We start from the raw sequence: 17,984 nt of genomic DNA, 5'->3' as shown, positions 1-17,984 counted from the left end.
CAATGACCTCCAACCAAGTGCCTCCCGCCTCGACCGGTGAATTGCCCCCGGATGCCCCGCGCGGGCTGATGGCGCGGTTTCGCAACTATTTCCTGACCGGCCTCGTGGTGGCCGGACCGGTTGCGATCACCCTGTATCTGACCTGGTGGTTCGTGAACTGGGTCGACAATCTGGTCCGGCCGTTCGTGCCCACGGCCTACCGGCCGGAAACCTATCTGCCATTCGGGCTGCCGGGTTCCGGCCTGATCGTCGCGGTCATCGCGCTGACGCTGCTCGGCTTCCTCACCGCCAATCTGATCGGGCGAACCCTGGTCGATCTCGGCGAACGGCTGCTTGGCCGCATCCCTGCGGTGCGCGCGATCTATCGTGGCCTCAAGCAGGTGTTCGAAACGCTGTTCTCCGGCAACGGCTCGAGCTTTCGCCGCGTCGGCCTCGTCGAGTTTCCCTCGCCCGGCATGTGGTCGATCGTGCTGATCTCGCAGGCGCCGAGCGCCGAACTTGCCGCTAGCCTGCCCGGAGCGGAAGAGCACATCTCGGTGTTCCTGCCGTGCGCGCCGAACCCGACCACCGGCTTCTTCTTCTACGTGCCGAAGAGCAAGATCATCGAGATCGAAATGAGCACCGAGGATGCCGCGACGCTGATCATGTCCGCCGGCGTGGTGCAGCCCGGCGGCACCGCCGATCAGAAGCGCGCCGCGGCGCTCGCCGGCATGGCCAATGCTGCGCGCATTGCGAGCCAGGCTTCGCTGCAGCCGGCAACTCAGCCCTCGCCGGCGAAGGTGGAGTAGCTCCCGTCTATCCCCGTCATTGCGAGGAGCGAAGCGACGAAGCAATCCATGATTCCACATATGCGGACCGATGGATTGCTTCGCTACGCTCGCAATGACGGCGGGAAGGGGCGATGAGCACACCTAGATCAGCGTCTCGTAGAGGTCGTTCCAATCTGGATTCAGCGCCTCGATCAGCGCAATCTTCTTCGCGCGGCTGCCGGCCTTGATCTGCTTCTCTCGAGTGATCGCATTGTACATGGTTTCGTGCAATTCGTACCAGACCAGAATCTTGCAGCCATATTTGGCCGAGAAGCCCTTCACCAATCCCTCGCGATGCTCAAACGCACGCTTGGGCGGATTTGCGGTAACGCCCGTGTAAACGGTGCCGTGACGCTTGTTGGCGAAGATGTAGACGCATGGTTGTTTCATGATGTCCCCCAGCCGCAAGTATATACCGTCATTGCGAGGAGCGGAGCGACGAAGCAATCCACGCTTCCGCATATGCGGAACGATGGATTGCTTCGCTGCGCTCGCAATGACGCTGGGTAGAGCGCTCGCAATGACGGGGCTGGCCGCTACCCCGCGCCGATCAGCGGCACGGCTTCGTCGCGTTCGTAGAGGTAGAGCAGGACGCGCAGCGCTTCGCCGCGTTCGCCCTTCAGCTTCGGGTTGTCCTTCATGATCCGCAGCGCCTCGTCGCGGGCCTGGGTGATGAGCTGGCCGTGCACTTCGGAGCGCGCGATGCGGTAGCCGGGCAGGCCGCTCTGGCGGATGCCGAGCACATCGCCTTCGCCGCGCAGCTTCAGATCCTCCTCGGCGATCCGGAATCCATCCGTCGTCTCGCGGATCACTTTCAACCGCGCCTTCGACATCTCGCCGAGCGGCTCCTTGTAGAGCAGCAGGCAGGTCGAGGCCTCCGAGCCGCGGCCAATGCGCCCGCGCAATTGATGCAGCTGCGCAAGCCCGAAACGTTCGGCGTTCTCGATCACCATGATGGTCGCCGCGGGCACGTCGACGCCGACCTCGACCACCGTGGTCGCGACCAGGAGGCCGATCTCGTGCGCGGCGAATTGCGTCATCACGCGGTCCTTCTCGGTGCCCTTCATCTGGCCGTGCACGAGACCGACGCGATCGCCGAACCGCTTCTGCAGGCTCTCGAAACGTTCGGTCGCGTTGGTGAGATGCTCGGTGCCCTCGGCCTCGGATTCATCGACCAGCGGGCAGATCCAGTAGACCAGCTTGCCGGCGCCGAGCGCGCGGCCGACGCCGTCCATGACGTCCTCGATCCGGCTCATCGGCACCGCGCGGGTGTCGATCGGCTGGCGGCCGGCGGGCTTTTCGCGCAGCTCCGAGACGTCCATGTCGCCAAAGTATGTGAGCACCAGCGTGCGCGGGATCGGGGTGGCGCTCAGCACCAGCACGTCGACGGCCTCGCCCTTGGAGGTCAGCGCGAGCCGTTCGCGGACGCCGAAGCGATGCTGCTCGTCGACCACGGCAAGCGCCAGCGCCTTGTAGATCACGTCGTCCTGGATCAGTGCGTGGGTGCCGACCAACAGATCGATCTCGCCGGCCTCGAGCTGTGCCAGCAGCTCGCGGCGCTCTTTGCCTTTCTCGCGGCCGGTGAGGATCGCAACCCGTAGGCCAGCGCTCTCGGCGAGCGGTGCGATGGTCTTGATGTGCTGGCGCGCCAGGATTTCGGTCGGCGCCATCAGCGCGGCCTGCTTGCCGGCTTCCGCAACCGCGGCGGCAGCCAGCAGCGCCACCACGGTTTTGCCGGAACCGACATCGCCCTGCACGAGGCGCAGCATCCGCACCGGCTGCTGCAGGTCCGCGATGATTGCCGCGACCGCCTCTTGCTGCGACCTGGTCAGCGCATAGGGCAGGGCATCGATGATCTTCCGGCGCAGATGACCATCGCCGGCGTTGCGCACACCGCTGGGGCGTCGCAGCGTGGCGCGGATCAGGGCGAGCGCGAGCTGGCCGGCCAGCAGCTCGTCGAATGCGAGACGTGACCAGAACGGACCGTCGGGCAGGATATCGGTCAGCTCGACCGGCACATGCACGCGGGTCAGCGCCTCCCTGATCGGCGGGAAGTTGCAGCGGCGCAGCACCTCGGGGCTGATCCACTCCGGCAGCTCGGGCAGCCTGGTCAGCGCCTGCGCGATGGCGCGGCGGAGCGAGCCGATCGCAAGCCCCTCGGTCAGCGGATAGACCGGATCGATGCCGGACAGTTTTGCAAAGCCCGCTTCATCGACGACGCGATCGGGATGCACGATCTGCGGGATGCCGTCATACATCGCCAGCGTGCCGGAGACGTAGCGCTTCTCGCCGACCGGCAGCAGCTTCTCGACATAGCCGGGCTGGGCACGGAAGAAGGTCAGCACGACGTCGCCGGTGTCGTCGCTGGCATAGACAAGGTAGGGCGCGCGCGAATTGCGCGGCGGCGGCGGGCGATGGCGGTCGACGGTGACCTCGAGCGTCACCATGGTTCCGACCGCGGCGTCGCGGATCTTCGGCCGGGCGCGGCGGTCGATCACGCTCGCCGGCAGATGCAGCAGCAGGTCAACCAGCCGCGGCGTCTCGCTGCGGTCGAGCAGATAGCGCAGCAGCTTGTCCTGCTTCGGGCCGACCCCTTGCAGGGTCGTGACCTGGGCAAACAGCGGATTGAGCAGGGCTGGGCGCATCGACGAATCCAAGACCGTTTCACACCGTCATGCCCGGCCTTGTGCCGGGCATCCACGTCTTTTTTTGGAGCTGATGTCGGCCGGTCCCGTCTACGCCAAGGCTTCGACGGGCGCGCAAGCCCGGCAATGACGGCATGCGCCCAGGGAAACCCCAAAACGCGGCGAATGAGGGCTGACATCGGCCATCGCCATGGCTATATCAAGCCCGCCCGGCACGTCCGGGCTTTTGGCGTTGGATGGATTTTGGGACATGACGGGATCGACACGATCGAGCAGCGGGCTCGATGACCGCCGCAAGCGGCTTTTGTTTCGCTGCTGGCACCGCGGCACCCGGGAGATGGACCTGATCCTCGGCCGCTTCGCCGACGCGACCATTGGCGAGCTGTCCGATCACGAGCTCAGCGAGCTCGAGCATTTGATCGAGGTCCCGGATCCCGACCTCTATGCGGCGCTGACCGGCGACAAGGTGCTGCCGTCCGAATATGCCACCGCGCTGTTTGCCCGCATCAAGGCGTTCCGGGTCGCGGATCCCAGCGCATGAAACAGCCGATGAAATCACCGGCCGCGATGCTCGCGCCCGGCCGGGTGCTGACCATCGCCAACGTCGCCGAGGGCGCCGAAGGGCTCGTCATCTCCGACCTGGCGCGCGCGATCGCGGCGCAGCCGAAGCGTCCGGCGGTGAGCCTTGCCGTGGTGTGCCGCGACGGCGCGCGGATGCAGCAGCTCGCCCGCGCGCTGGAGTTCTTTGCGCCCGATATCGCCGTGATGCAGGTTCCGGCCTGGGACTGCCAGCCCTATGACCGCGTCTCGCCGCATGCCGGCATTTTGGCGCAACGGCTCACCGCTTTGGCCAAGTTGTCGCGGCTGGTCGGCAGCGACAAGCCGCTGATTGTGCTCACCACGGTGAATGCGGCCGTGCAGCGGGTCCCGGCGCGCGATCAGGTCGCAGCGCAAGCGCTGTCGGTTGCGCCCGGCAATGTGGTGCCGATGGATTCGGTCGTGGCCTGGCTCGAGCACAATGGCTACACCCGCTCGTCCACGGTGCGCGAGCCCGGCGAATATGCCGTGCGCGGCGGCATCCTCGATCTGTTTCCGGCCGGCCTCGACCAGCCGGTGCGCTTCGACTTCTTCGGCGACAGCCTGGAATCGATCCGCACCTTCGATGCCGAGACCCAGCGCACGCTACTCGACATGCGCGGGCTCGATCTCGTGCCGGTGTCGGAATTCCAGCTCACCACCGAAACCATCCGGCGTTTCCGCATGGGCTATGTCGCCGCGTTCGGCGCGCCGGGGCGCGACGATCAGCTCTATGAAGCCGTTTCCGAGGGACGGCGTCACCCCGGCATGGAGCATTGGCTGCCGCTGTTCCAGGAGCGGATGGACACGCTGTTCGATTATCTCGACGGGGCGACGGTTGCGATCGAGCCGCAGGGCGAGGACGCAGCGCGCGAACGCTTCTCGCAGATCGTTGACTACTATGACGCACGGCGCGAGGCGCTGGAGCATCCGGGCAGCGGCGCGGTCTATAAGCCGCTGCCGCCGGACCAGCTCTATCTGACCGAGGCCGAATGGACCAAGCTGCTCGGCGATGCGCCGCTGGCGCGGCTGACGCCGTTCGCGGTGCCCGAAGGCACGCCCGACGTGTTCGACGCCGGCGCGCGGCAGGGCCGCAACTTCGCCCCCGAACGCGCCGACAGCAATGTCAACGTGTTCGAGGCCGTGGTCGGCCATGTCGGCGCGCTGCAGTCACAGCGCAAGAAGGTGGTGATCGCGTTGTGGAGCGAGGGCTCGCGCGACCGCATGGGCGCGATGCTGCGCGACCACAAGCTCCTGAACACGACCAGCGTCAACACCTGGCGGATCGTGCAGGCGACGCCGCGCAACGAAACTATGCTGGCGGTGCTCGGCATGGAATCCGGCTTCGAGACCGACGAGTTCTCCGTCATCAGCGAGCAGGACATTCTCGGCGACCGCCTGGTGCGGCCGCGCAAGGCGAGCCGCAAGCTCGACAATTTCATCTCGGAGGTGACGAGCCTTGCAACCGGCGATCTCGTGGTCCATGTCGAGCACGGCATCGGCCGCTTCGTCGGGCTGCAGACGCTGGAAGTCTCCGGCGCGCCGCATGACTGTCTCGAGTTGCATTATGCCGCCGAAACAAAACTGTTCCTGCCGGTCGAGAACATCGAGCTGTTGTCGCGCTACGGCTCCGACAGCGCCAATGTCGAGCTCGACCGTCTCGGCGGCGGCGGCTGGCAGGCACGCAAGGCCAAGCTGAAGAACCGGATCCGCGAGATCGCGGGCGAATTGATCAAGATCGCGGCCGAGCGGCAGCTGCACGAGGCGCCGAAATTCCCGCTGCAGCCGCATGTCTATGACGAGTTCTGTGCGCGCTTCCCCTATGAGGAGACCGAGGATCAGCTCCAGGCCATCACCTCGACCTTGAAGGACCTCGAGATCGGCCGCCCGATGGACCGGCTGATCTGCGGCGATGTCGGCTTCGGCAAGACCGAGGTGGCTCTGCGCGCGGCGTTCGCCGTGGCGCTGGAGGGCAGGCAGGTCGCGGTGGTGGTGCCGACCACGCTGCTGGCGCGTCAGCACTCGCGGACTTTCACCGAGCGCTTCCGCGGCTTCCCGGTCAATGTCGCGCAGGCCTCGCGGCTGGTGTCGACCAAGGAGCTCAACCAGGTCAAGAAGGGGCTCACCGACGGCAACGTCGACATCGTCGTCGGCACCCATGCGCTGCTCGGCAAGACCATCAAGTTCAAGGACCTCGGCCTGTTGATCGTGGACGAGGAGCAGCATTTCGGCGTCAGCCACAAGGAGCGGCTGAAGCAGTTGCGCGCCCAGGTCCATGTGCTGACGCTGTCGGCGACCCCGATCCCGCGCACGCTTCAGCTTGCATTGACCGGCGTCCGCGAGCTCTCGATCATTGCTTCGCCGCCGGTCGATCGCCTTGCGGTGCGCACCTTCGTCGCGCCCCACGATCCCCTGATGATCCGCGAGGCGCTGCTGCGCGAACGCTACCGCGGCGGGCAGGCGTTCTATGTCGTGCCGCGGATCGAAGACCTCGCCGGCGTCAAGGATTTCCTCGACAAGAACGTGCCGGAGATGAAGGTCGCGGTCGCCCACGGCCAGATGCCGCCGACCGTGATCGAGGACATCATGTCCGCGTTCTACGACGGCAAGTACGACATCCTGCTCTCGACCACGATCGTCGAGTCCGGTCTCGACATCCCGAACGCCAATACGTTGATCGTGCACCGCGCCGACATGTTCGGCCTCGCCCAGCTCTACCAGCTGCGTGGCCGCGTCGGCCGCTCCAAGCTGCGCGCCTATGCGCTGTTCACGCTGCCGGCACAGCAGAAGATCACGGCGCAGGCGGAGCGGCGGCTCAAGGTGCTGCAGTCGCTGGAGACGCTGGGCGCCGGCTTCCAGCTCGCCTCGCACGACCTCGACATCCGCGGCGCCGGCAATCTGCTCGGCGAAGAGCAATCCGGCCACATCAAGGAAGTCGGCTTCGAGCTGTACCAGTCGATGCTGGAGGAGGCGATCGTCAACCTCAAGGCCGGCGTCGCCGAGCCGGCCGCCGACCGCTGGTCGCCGCAGATCACGATCGGCATGCCGGTCCTGATCCCCGATGACTATGTCAACGACCTCAGCGTGCGGCTGTCGCTGTATCGCCGGCTCGCCGATCTCGACACCGACGAGGACATCGACGCCTTCGCCGCCGAAATGCGCGACCGCTTCGGCGTGCTGCCGGACGAGGTGCGCTATCTGTTCAAGGTCGCGGCGATCAAGGCCTATTGCCGAAGGGCCAATGTCGGGAAGGTCGACGCCGGCCCGAAGGGCGCCGTGATCGCATTCCGCGACAACAGCTTTGCCCATCCGGAGCGGCTGGTGAGCTTCATCCGCCAGCACGGCCAGGCCGCCAAGGTGCGGCCCGACATGAAGGTGGTGTTCTTCCAGGAATGGGATACTCCGGAAGAGCGGCTCGCCGGCACCACCGAGATCCTGCGCCAGCTCGCCAACCTCGCCGAGAGCAAGAAGGCGGCTTAACACGCGGTCCGACGCAGGCCTCGGCTCAGGATCGGATCAAATAGGGCGCAACGTGGTCGTCGAGCAGTATCAGGAACTGCTCGGCGAGAACGCTGAGTTCGCCGATCGTCGGCTTCAGGACTCCGACCTCGTAGTGGATCGCCGGCGCGAAGGGGCGGACGACGAGCTTGCTCGCTCCGCTGGTTCGCCTGAGCGTTTCGGACGCGCTGAGCGCGTCGACGAGGCAGACACCCGCGCCATCGATGACGAGGTTGAGCGCGACGGCAAAGAATTCACACTCGATCGCCGGATGAAACGGCGTACCGCTGGCTTCGAAGGCGCGAGATACCGCGGCATAGGTCGATCGGCTCTGCGAGGTAATGATCAGATCATGTCGCTCGAGAAGATCGGGAGTGACGACTTTCCGGTCAGCCAGTGCATGCGTTGCAGGCATCACGCAGTCCAGGGACATTCGGTAGCGCCGCAATACGACATTGGTGCGGTCGAACGGCGGCTCGGCGACTCCGAAGTCGAATGCACGTGCCGACACCAGGCTCCGGACATTCTCGGAGCTTCGGGTCAGGAGCCTGATCGTTGTTGACGGGCGCTCGCGCTGGAAGCGGCTGACGACGCCCGGAAGCCAGACTATCCCAGGTCCCGGACTCGCGATCGTCAGAACGCCGCGCTTGCCTGCGGAGATTCCGGCAGCGGCGTCCTCCAGTTCGGCAAACCCGGCGAGCGCCCGGATCGCTTCATTGTGCAACAGATGCGCCTCCGGCGTAGGCACGATATGGCGGCTCTCCCGGCGAAACAGCGCAAACCCGACATCTGCCTCCAGCCGTTTCAAGGCCGCACTCACAGCCGGCTGCGATACCCCGAGTGCACGCGCGGCCTCGGTTGCCGATCGATGCTGCATAACAGCATGAAAAATCTCAACAAGACGCCGATCCATAACCAATATCTATATATCGTTTCGATGTCGCTCGTGGTATGAGCATGAAGGGAAACGCCAATAATACAAGGAATTTTCGCACACCACGCCGGCGAAATTCCAGATAATGTTACAGCAATCTGAGCGTGACGAGCATTGGCATTATATTTGCTTATGTTTCGAGATGAAGTCGTCTGGAGGGTCTGCGGGGATGAACACAAGCCACGCATCGTGCGCCGCGTCGGTCCTGGCCGCCGAAGCGGTGGTCAAACGCTTCGGCGCCCACACCGTTCTGAACGGCGTGGATCTTGCGCTGGGCACCGGGCAGTCGACCTGCATCATCGGTCCAAGCGGCTCAGGCAAGACGACCCTTCTGCGATGCATGGCGCTGCTGGAGGCTCCTTCCGACGGGCGCGTCGTGATGGAGGGGGCGACGGTCTCGCAGGCCCGGCCATCGTCCGATGTGCGGCTCGCTGCCCGCAAGGTGCGGCCGGAAATCGGAATGGTGTTCCAGCAGTTCAATCTGTGGCCGCACATGACGGTGCTGGGAAACATCATCGAGGCCCCGATGCGGGTGCGCGGGGTCAGCCGGGATGAGGCGGTCGTCACGGCCGAACGGCTGCTTCAGAAGGTCGGCATGGAGGCGAAGCGCGATGCCTATCCGGCCAGGCTGTCCGGAGGCCAGCAACAACGCGTCGCGATCGATCGCCCGGGCGCTTGCCATGCAGCCGAAGATACTCCTGTTCGACGAGCCGACGTCGGCTCTCGATCCCGAACTTCGCCGCGAGGTGCTGCAGGTCATGCGCACGCTCGCGCTCGAAGGCATGACGATGCTCGTGGTGACGCACGAGATGGGCTTCGCCCGCCGCGTGGCGAGCCATGTCGTGTTCATGGACGAGGGGATGATCGTTGAGCACGGCACGCCGGCCGCCTTTTTCGAACGGCCGACAACCGAGCGCGCCAAGCGCTTTCTCAATCAGTTTGACGAGTGATCACTGCACGACAGGAGATTGAAGCTCATGCCAAATCTGCGCCGACTTGCCTTCGTTTGCGCGCTCTTTCTCTCGATGACGCCGGCGGCTGCCCAGCAGACGCAGTCGCGCCTCTACGAGATCACCAAGAGCGGGGTACTCAGGGTCTGCATCTGGCCGATGTACTATTCAATTTCGTTCCGCAATCCAGATAGCGGACAGCTCGAGGGGATCGACATCGATCTCTCCAAGGAACTCGCCAAGGACATGGGCGTGAAGCTGGACTATGTGGAGACCAGCTTTGGCAGTTTCATCGCCGACCTGCAGGCCAACAAATGCGATCTCGGCATGTTCGGCGTCGGGGCGACGATGAAGCGTGCGCAGGCCGTCGCGTTCTCGGACCCGTATCTGACGAGCGGCGTCTATGCCGTCGTGCGCAAAGGCGGCCCGATCACATCCTGGGCGGATATCGATAAGCCGGGCGTCAACGCCGGCGTCTCGCTCGGCAGCTATGTCGAGAACTTCATGCGGTCCTACTTCAAGAACGCCAAGACCGTCGCGGTCGCATCTCCCGCCACGACCCAGGCTGAGCTGATGGCGCAACGCGTCGACGTCGTCATGACCGATTATCCGGCCTCGATCAAAATGAATGCCCAGTTCGACTGGACTACGACGGTGGCGCCGCCGGAAAACCTGTCCGTGACGCCTTACGCGTACGTCATGAACCAGGGTGACCAGATCTGGCTGAACTACGTGAACCTGTTCGTACGCACCATCAAGCTCGACGGCCGGCTCAAGGCCGCCGCCGAGAAGAACAAGCTCGGACCGATCGTCGCGCCCTGAGACATCAGATGCAAAGCTACAGCTTTCGCTGGGACGTCATCCCGAACAATCTGGGCTTTCTTGCCTCCGGCATGGAAATGACCCTTTTCATTTCAATTGTCACGCTCGTGGTGGCGACCCTGTTGGGGCTCGTCATCGCGATCATGCAGATGTCCCGCTTCCGCATCGCGCGCATCATCGCGCTTTCGGTCGGCGAAATCGTCCGCAATACGCCAATCCTCGTGCAGCTGCTATGGGTCTATTACGTGCTGCCGATCGTCTTCAATGTGAGGATCGATGCGCTGGCCGCATCGATCCTCGGTCTCTCGCTCTATTCGGCGGTGTTCATCTCCGAGGTCTTCAGGGCGGGCATCCAGACCGTTCCGGTCGGGCACCGCGAGGCGGCACAGGTGCTCGGCCTGACGCCCGCGCAGAGCTTTGTGCGGATCGTTGGCCCGCAGGCGATTCGCAGCGTGCTGCCGCCGCTGGCCGCCAATTTCGTCCAGCTCATCAAATATTCCTCGCTTGCGTCCGTGGTGTCGGTCGGCGAGGTCACGCGGCGCGGCATGGAGTTGTCGTCGTCAACGTTCAGGCCGCTGGAAATATTCACCTTCATCGCGGTGGTGTATTTCGCGATCTGCTGGCCGCTCACCCACTCAATCCGCATATGGGAAGCGCGCCTTGCACAACGTTGATCGAGTTCGCCGCGCGGTTTCGAGCGATCGGACCAGCCAGGTCGTCGAGCTGGCGATGCGGCTGATCGGAGTGGCGTCGCCAAATCCGGACGGCGACACGCGCGCCGTCGCGGCGCTGGCGGCCGATCTCCTCAGGGCGCATGTGCCGGGCGTTGCGGTTGAGCTGCATCCGGGGACAGCCGAGATCGTCAACGTCGTCGCGCGGATCAAAGGCCATGCCCCCGGCCGCCGCATCGTGTTCAACGGCCATCTCGACACCTATCCGTTGGGGGAGCGGATGAGTTGGTCGGTCAATCCCGACGGAGAGGTCGTGGGCGGCCGCCTTTACGGCCGCGGCGCGGCTGACATGAAGGGCGGCATTGCGGCATCAATGGCCGCGATGGCCGCATTGGCCGAGCAGCGCGAGGCATGGGCGGGAGAGGTGGTGCTGACGCTCGCCGGAGACGAGGAAAGCATGGGTCCGTACGGGACCAAATACCTGCTCGACCAGGTCTCCCATGCCAGCGGCGACGCCGTGATCATTGGCGACGCCGGTTCGCCGATGGTGCTGCGCTTCGGCGAGAAGGGATTCCTCTGGATCGAGATCGAGGCGGAGGGCAGCGCGGCGCACGGCGCGCATGTCCATCTCGGCATCAATGCGATCGATCGCTTGCGCGAAGCGCTGGACAGAGTGAGTGAGCTGCGCAGCCTGGCCGTTGCGATGCCGGTCAATGTCGCCGACGCCATCCGCCGCGCAAGGCCTGTCTCCGAACCGTTGTGCGGCGCCGGCGAAGCCGACGTCCTGTCGAGCGTCACGGTCAACATCGGAACGGTGAGTGGCGGTTCGTCACCGAACCTGGTGCCGAGCCAGGCGCGAGCGGCCATCGACCTGCGTCTGCCGGTCGGCGTCACGTCGGAAGCTGTTCTCGCGCTGTTGCGAGAGGTGCTCGATCTGCCCGGCATCACATGGCGCGTGTTGCGCTGCTTCGAACCCAATCACACCGACCCCGGTGACGAGATCGTCACGCGCTGCGCAACTGCGGCGACGGACATCATCGGCAGGGCGCCGGCGATCAACATGCGCGTCGGCGGCTCCGATGCGCGCTGGTTTCGCATGTCCGGAATCCCGACGGTCGTCTATGGACCGACACCTCACAACATGGGCGCGCCGGACGAGTACGCTGACATCGCCGAACTGGCGACGGTGTCGCGCGTGCACGCGCTGACCGCCTTCGACATGCTGACAAGAGAGAACAGAGAATGAGCGACGTGGCGGGTTTCGTGGGTCCGGAAACATTCATGGGATTGCCGGCGGGGTTACCGCGGCCGGGCAGCCGCGCTGCCGTGCTCGGCGTGCCGTTCGATTGCGGCACGCATCCGTTCCGCGTCGGCGCCCGGCAAGGTCCCCTGGAGGTCCGGCGGGAGTCGCGGCTCATTCGCCGCTATCATCCGTCGCTCGCCGACGTCGATGTGCTGTCATTGCTGGGTGCAGTCGATGCCGGCGATGTTGCCTTGGTGCCGGGACGCATCGAAGACGCCTTTGTCAAGATCGAGGCTGCCGCTGGCCGGATTCTCGAGCTTGGCGCGGTGCCGGTCGGGATCGGCGGCGACGGTTCGGTCTCGCTTCCGCTGATGCGCGCCGCCGCCCGGTATCACAAGGATCTCGTCGCACTGCATATCGACAGCCATACCGATGCATATCCGTATACGCCGGACGATCGGTACAATGCGGCCACGCAGTTCACCAACGCGGCGCAGGAAGGCGTGGTGAACGCCGGCCGATCCTGGCACATCGGCGTGCGCGGTTTCACCTATTGCCCGGGTGTGCTCGAACATACGCGGTCGCTCGGATTTCGCGTCGTCACGATCGAGGAGCTGATGCGGCGCGGTTTCGCGCAGACCGTCGCGGAATTCAGCCAGGTCGTCGGCGCGCGGCCGGTCTATCTGTGCTGGGACATGGATGTGTTCGATCCATCGGTTGCTCCCGGCGTCTGCACGCCCGCCTGGGGAGGCCTGTCGGCCCGCGAGGGGATCGAATTGCTGCGCAGCCTTTCAGGCTTGAATATCGTCGCGATGGATTTCAACACGGTCAGCCCGCCACAGGACGTTCAGGGGATGGCCGCCCAGCTCTGCGCCCATATGATCATGGAGGCTCTCGTGCTGCTTGCCGCGGGCATGGGGCTGTTGCCGGACTGAAATCGCAGCGGCTTGATCGGTCATGCTACGCCGGCGATGACCGTGCCCTAAAATCCGCGGGCCTTACGACGCCGCGCGCTCCGGCGCTCCGAACAGCCGCCCCAGCAGCGAGAGTGCGGAATCGCCCGGCATCAGCGTTGCGACGCTGACGGCGGGCTCGGCGCGGGCGTCGCGGCGTCCGTTCTGGGTGTGGCGCATGACGCTCGCCAATCGCCGCGTGATCGCCTGCGCGTTGCGCAGGTCGGTGCCAGCGAATGCCACGACCAGCGAGCGCTCGTCATGCACGGCACCGAAATCGGCTCGGCGCATCAGCCGGCTGATGATCCGCGCGCCGTCGAACTGCGCGCGCGGCTGCGTGTTGTCGAAGGTGAAGCGTGCCACCGAGAGCGCGCCGCCGCGCTCGGCGGTCTGGTAGACCGCGGTCGCGAAGTCGCGCTCGAACGCGGCCTTGGTGAGCAGGCCGGTGCGGGCATCGATCAGGCCCTTGGCGTCGATCGCCTTCAGCATGCGGCCGAGCCGCGCCTCGAAGGCGTGCTGGCGGATCATCGGCAGCGCCATGTCGGCGATGCGGGTCGGCCCGGCCGTGACGATCTCGAGATTGGGCAGCTCGTATCGCGGCGTCAGCTCGCCCGAGGCGACGATCACCGGCAACGGGCGGAAGCGGACATCCTCGGTCAGCACGGTCAGGAACGCATCCATCACCCGCGGCGTGAAGCCTTCCGCCAGCACGATGCCGTCGATGTCGCGGCTCGAGAGATGCTTGGCGGCGGCCTCGATGCTCAGTGCGCCGACCACGCCGGCGCGTTCGCCGAGCGCGACCGACAGCGTCGGGTAGGCGCCGCCGCGGCCGATCAACAGCGCGGTGGCCTCTCCGATCGGATCGATGTCAGACAGGGCGATCGGTGCCGGCGGCACCAGGCGGCGCATCACGGTAGAATGCAGCGCGCGAACGCGTAAGGACGCGTTGAGCCGGGCGACCAGCCGATCCGGCAGACCCTTGCTCTGGAAGAATGCGATCACGGTGTCGGGCAGGGTGGTCGCGGGATCGACCGCGATCAGCGGCAGATACGGCGCACGGGCGGCGGCGCGCTTGGCGAGGCCCGACAGGGTGACGAAGTCGACCCCCTCGGCGGCCGCGATGATCGCGGCCGGCTTGACCTGCTCGATGGCCCGTCCGACCTCGTTCCAGTCGGTGACCACGACCGGGAAGAGTTTCGTCTCATCGAGGGCTGCGGCAAACGACGGCTTTGTCGACGCCGATACGATGAGGACCGGACCTTGCTGGGACATTCGAACGCTCGAAACCAATGCTTAAGATCAGCAACGGCTGCGATGCTAGTTCGCATGGCTTAATGCGGCGTCAACACAATGATAAGACTAACACAATGATAAGATTTTAACTCAACCCGGCGCCGCCACGGTCGCGAAATGCTTCGACCATCAAAGGGTTAAGCCCAAGTTCTGTGAGAGCGTCGCGGGCGCGTGCATTGTCCTGTGCCCGTCCGGCCAGCCGGTGGCCGCTGAGACGGTCCGGCAATGCGGTGAGCAGCGCGCCCTGGCCGAGGCGGCGCGACCATTCCTGCAGCTCCTGGGCGAGGAAGCGGTAGCCGCCGACCGTCATCACCCCCGACGGCGGCGCGGTGATGTTGACGGCCCCGGTCGCGCGATCGACCCGCGCGGCATATTCGGTGTCGACGAAATCGCGCGGCGGCGGCGCGATCAGGCTGTCGCCGGGCGGAGGCGGCGGCGCATAGGCGGCGACCGGCACCATCGGGCCGCGCAGGCCGAGCGTGCCCTTCGGCGTCAGCAGGATCTCGCCGGCGACCGATGCGCCGGGCGCTTCGCGCGGCGCACTGTGCGGCCCCGGCTTGATCACGGCCGGCGATCCGTCCTCGGCGGTGCGGCGGGCGCCGAACAGCCCGGCCTCGCCGAACAGATAGACGTCGGTCATGGTCACCCGCCGCGAGCTCCAGTGCGCGCTGGAGGCGACTTGCTCGGGCGTACGCCAGAGGCCAATCACGGTGCGCAGGCTGGGCAGGCGCTCCGACAGGCCGCGCTCGTCGAGCCGCAGTACGAGCTGCGCCGGCGCGATCAGCGTGTTGCAGGTGTGATCGTTGAACTGGGTCTCGAACGCTTTCTCGTCGAACGGGTGGTGCAGCACCAGCGTTCCGCCCGACAGCAGCCAGGTCACCAGCGACGCGCAGATGCCGGCGAACGACATCGGCGCGAACGCCGACATGATGGTGGCGCCTTGCGGCAGATCGCTCTCCAGCGACATCGCGAGCCCGCCGGCGATCAGGCCGAAATGCGCCCGCGGCACCGGACGAAGACCTTCGCTGGTGACGTCGAAGGAGATCAGCGCCGGCTTGCGGCCGTCCTGGATCATCGGGCGCGAGGCCCGGGAGTCCTCCAGGATCGCCTGGTCGAGCGACGCCATGCCTTCGGGCAGATCGGTCCCGAAGCCGCAGACGTGGCGGATCGAGAACGCTTCCGCCGCGGCGTTCATGGCGATGTCGGCATAGGAGACGCCGTCGATCCGGCCGCAGCTGACGATCGCCCGCGCCGCGGTGCGGTTGAGCACGGACGTCAGCTCGGCCTGCCGCCACAGCAGCGGCAGCGGCACCACCACGAGGCCGACCCGATGCGCGGCAAGGACGGTCAAGGCGAATTCGACCGTGCCGGGCAGCTGCACGGCGATCACCGTGTTGGCTGGCAATCCGCTCTGCACGAAGTGGGCGGCGATCGCCGAGATCGCGCGGTCGGCCTGGGCATAGGTCAGGCGCTTGCGGGTCTGTCCGGTGATGCGCTGCTTGTTGAGCGGGTCGACCAGCGCCAGCGCCTGGGGTTGCCGCGCCAAAGTGCGCTTGAACAAGGTATCGAGCGTTGGCGAGGTGATCGACTGGTTCACAGGTTCAACGTCGGTTGCATCGCTTCGATCGGACCAGATCATGCCGCATCGGGTCGCAAATCACTTGGAAATCACTTGGACTGCGCGGCGGGCTTCTGCCACCAGGTTTCCGGCAGGTAGCCCGTCAACGCCGTGGTCGAAGGCCGTTCTATCCGATTCCAGCGCGCGATCCATTGCTCTCCCAAGTTAAATAGGGGGATAGCGTAGAAGCCCGACATCAGGGCCCGGTCCAGCGCCCGCACCGCCGAGACGAAGGCCGGCCGCTCGCGCGCCGCGAGCAGCGCCGCGATCATGGCGTCGATGGCGGGATCCTTGGCGCCCATGTAGTTTCGGGTGCCCGGCACATCGGCGGCCTGGCTGCTCCAGTAGAACCACTGCTCGTTGCCTGGCGATAGCGACTGGTCCCAGCGGATGGGGATCATGTCGAAGTCATAGCCGACCCGGCGCTGCTCGAACTGCACCGCGTCGACCACCCGCACCGCGGCTTCGATGCCGGCCCGCTTCAGGTCACGCTGATAGGCGAGGGCGATCCGCTCATGCTCGCGCGTCGTCACCAGGATCTCGATGCGCAGCGGCGTCCCTGTCGAGCGCTGCTTCAAGACCGTGCCGTCGAGCGCGTAGCCCGCCTCGGCGAGCAGCGCGAGCGCACTGCGCAGGAGGCCGCGGTCGCGCCCCGACCCGTCGGTGACCGGCAGACGATAGCGGCCGTCGAGGATATCGGGCTGGACGTGCGACAGATATGGCTTGAGCAGCTCGAGCTCGCGATCGTCGGCGGGGCGGCCATAGGCGGACAGATCCGATCCGGCGAAAAAACCGCCGGCGCGTGAGAACAGTCCGAAATAATAGTTGCGGTTGACCCATTCGAAATCGAACAGCATCGCCAGTGCCTGACGCACCCGCAGGTCGGCGAATTTCGGCCGCCGGCTGTTGAAAACCAGGAATTCGGACGGCCGCGGCGTGCCGATCTTGATGGTGTCGCGGATCACCTCGCCGTTGCGCGCCGCCGGGAAGTCATAGCCGTCGTGCCAGCGCAACGGCTCGGTCTCGGTCCGGAAATCATACAGGCCGCGCTTGAAGGCCTCGAACATGCCGTTGGCCTCGCGGTAGTAATCGAGCCTGATCTCGTCGAAGTTCCAGAGGCCGCGGTTGATGGGCAGGTCGCGGCCCCAATAATTGGGGTCGCGCGTGAAGGTGACGCTGGCGCCGGGCTTGACCGCCGTCACGCGGTAGGGGCCGGACCCGATCGGTGGGGCCAAGGTGGTTTCCTCGAATTTTTCGGGGTCGATGGCGTGCCGCGGCAGGATCGGCATCAGGCCGAGGATCAGCGGCAATTCGCGGTCCGCCACGCCGCCGAAATCGAACCGGACCGTGAGCGGGTCGAGCGCCTCGGCCTTTGCGACTTTCGAATAATACTGACGGTGCATCGGACGGCCGTGGTCGCGCAGCAGCGCCAGCGAGAACAGCACGTCGTCGGCCAGTACCGGCCGGCCATCCGAGAAGCGGGCGCGGGGATCGATGTGGAATGTCACATAGCTTCTGGCGTCGTCGGTCTCGACGCTGCGCGCGAGCAGGCCGTACAGCGTGAACGGCTCGTTATTGCCGCGCGCCATCAGGCTTTCGTAGACATAACCGCGCTCATAGCCGTAGCCCCTGACCTGCTGCACGGCGATGCCCCTGATGATCAGGGGATTGAGGCTGTCGAAGGTGCCAATCACGCCCTGGACCAGGCGGCCGCCCTTGGGAGCGTCGGGATTGGCATAGGGCAGGTGGGTAAAGTCCGACGGCAGCGCGGGGGCGCCATGCATCGCGATCGCGTGGCTCTCGGCGGCGGCCGCAGGGACCAGCCCGCTCGTCATGCATCCCAAGACCAGCCAGATGGCGGCCCATGCGGCGCGCCAAGTGTGCCCGGGAACACGTGCGTGAGGCGCCGGATTTGATTCGCGAAACGTCACGTCCGGAAGTTTATCACAGGCCGCTGAAACTCGCCGCGAGA

General features: G+C 65.7%; 13 protein-coding genes and 1 pseudogene. 8 read left to right on the top strand and 6 right to left on the bottom strand.

All coding sequences use genetic code 11. The features are described from left to right. Positions 1-2: 2 nt before the first annotated feature. Positions 3-788, top strand: coding sequence for a DUF502 domain-containing protein (locus tag J2R80_RS28870; RefSeq protein WP_253590276.1), 786 nt, complete (start codon positions 3-5; stop codon positions 786-788). Positions 789-911: 123 nt separating this feature from the next. Here J2R80_RS28870 and J2R80_RS28865 read toward each other — a convergent pair whose 3' ends face one another. Next, a complete protein-coding gene (locus J2R80_RS28865) occupies positions 912-1,199 on the bottom strand; it encodes a GIY-YIG nuclease family protein (protein WP_253590275.1) in 288 nt (95 codons plus the stop codon). 146 nt (positions 1,200-1,345) lie between these two features. Continuing rightward, complete coding sequence (gene recG, locus J2R80_RS28860) at positions 1,346-3,454, bottom strand: ATP-dependent DNA helicase RecG (protein ID WP_141341324.1); 2,109 nt, start codon at positions 3,452-3,454, stop codon at positions 1,346-1,348. A 250-nt stretch (positions 3,455-3,704) separates the two neighbouring features. Between recG and J2R80_RS28855 the strand changes: the two genes are divergently transcribed. Further along, complete coding sequence (locus J2R80_RS28855; RefSeq protein ID WP_076828908.1) at positions 3,705-3,995, top strand: succinate dehydrogenase assembly factor 2; 291 nt, start codon at positions 3,705-3,707, stop codon at positions 3,993-3,995. Further along, positions 3,992-7,510, top strand: coding sequence for a transcription-repair coupling factor (mfd, locus tag J2R80_RS28850; protein ID WP_253639822.1), 3,519 nt, complete (start codon positions 3,992-3,994; stop codon positions 7,508-7,510). Before J2R80_RS28855 ends, mfd begins: the two co-directional genes overlap by 4 nt. Positions 7,511-7,535: 25 nt before the next feature. Here the strand turns inward: mfd and J2R80_RS28845 are convergent, their stop codons facing one another. Next, positions 7,536-8,441 (bottom strand): LysR family transcriptional regulator, encoded by a 906-nt coding sequence (locus tag J2R80_RS28845; RefSeq protein WP_253639821.1) that lies wholly within the window; start codon positions 8,439-8,441, stop codon positions 7,536-7,538. Between the two features lie 190 nt (positions 8,442-8,631). Between J2R80_RS28845 and J2R80_RS28840 the strand changes: the two are divergent. The 5 genes and pseudogenes from J2R80_RS28840 to J2R80_RS28820 all read left to right on the top strand — a co-directional run bounded on the left by J2R80_RS28840 (position 8,632) and on the right by J2R80_RS28820 (position 13,083). Further along, a pseudogene (locus tag J2R80_RS28840) lies at positions 8,632-9,412 on the top strand (amino acid ABC transporter ATP-binding protein). Between the two features lie 27 nt (positions 9,413-9,439). Then, positions 9,440-10,234, top strand: a complete 795-nt coding sequence (locus tag J2R80_RS28835) for an ABC transporter substrate-binding protein (RefSeq protein ID WP_253639820.1) — start codon at positions 9,440-9,442, stop codon at positions 10,232-10,234. A gap of 8 nt (positions 10,235-10,242) precedes the next feature. Beyond that, on the top strand, positions 10,243-10,908 hold the full coding sequence (locus J2R80_RS28830) for an amino acid ABC transporter permease (RefSeq protein ID WP_168856357.1): 666 nt from the start codon (positions 10,243-10,245) through the stop codon (positions 10,906-10,908). Further along, on the top strand, positions 10,895-12,151 hold the full coding sequence (locus tag J2R80_RS28825) for a M20/M25/M40 family metallo-hydrolase (protein ID WP_253639819.1): 1,257 nt from the start codon (positions 10,895-10,897) through the stop codon (positions 12,149-12,151). Before J2R80_RS28830 ends, J2R80_RS28825 begins: the two co-directional genes overlap by 14 nt. Then, a complete protein-coding gene (locus J2R80_RS28820; RefSeq protein ID WP_018271602.1) occupies positions 12,148-13,083 on the top strand; it encodes an arginase family protein in 936 nt (311 codons plus the stop codon). Before J2R80_RS28825 ends, J2R80_RS28820 begins: the two co-directional genes overlap by 4 nt. A gap of 63 nt (positions 13,084-13,146) precedes the next feature. Here the strand turns inward: J2R80_RS28820 and J2R80_RS28815 are convergent, their stop codons facing one another. The 3 genes from J2R80_RS28815 to J2R80_RS28805 all read right to left on the bottom strand — a co-directional run bounded on the left by J2R80_RS28815 (position 13,147) and on the right by J2R80_RS28805 (position 17,847). Beyond that, positions 13,147-14,373: a hypothetical protein gene (locus tag J2R80_RS28815; protein ID WP_057018705.1), complete on the bottom strand. Its 1,227-nt coding sequence runs from the start codon at positions 14,371-14,373 to the stop codon at positions 13,147-13,149. 106 nt (positions 14,374-14,479) lie between these two features. Then, positions 14,480-16,033 carry a class I adenylate-forming enzyme family protein gene (locus J2R80_RS28810; protein ID WP_253639818.1) on the bottom strand — a complete coding sequence of 518 codons (1,554 nt, stop codon included), beginning with the start codon at positions 16,031-16,033 and terminating at the stop codon, positions 14,480-14,482. A gap of 29 nt (positions 16,034-16,062) precedes the next feature. After that, on the bottom strand, positions 16,063-17,847 hold the full coding sequence (locus J2R80_RS28805; protein WP_253639817.1) for an extracellular solute-binding protein: 1,785 nt from the start codon (positions 17,845-17,847) through the stop codon (positions 16,063-16,065). Positions 17,848-17,984 lie beyond the last annotated feature (137 nt).

Source organism: Bradyrhizobium sp. USDA 4541 (assembly GCF_024171085.1).
Taxonomy (GTDB): Bacteria; Pseudomonadota; Alphaproteobacteria; order Rhizobiales; family Xanthobacteraceae; genus Bradyrhizobium; species Bradyrhizobium australafricanum.
This window is presented reverse-complemented; position numbering and strand designations above follow the sequence as displayed.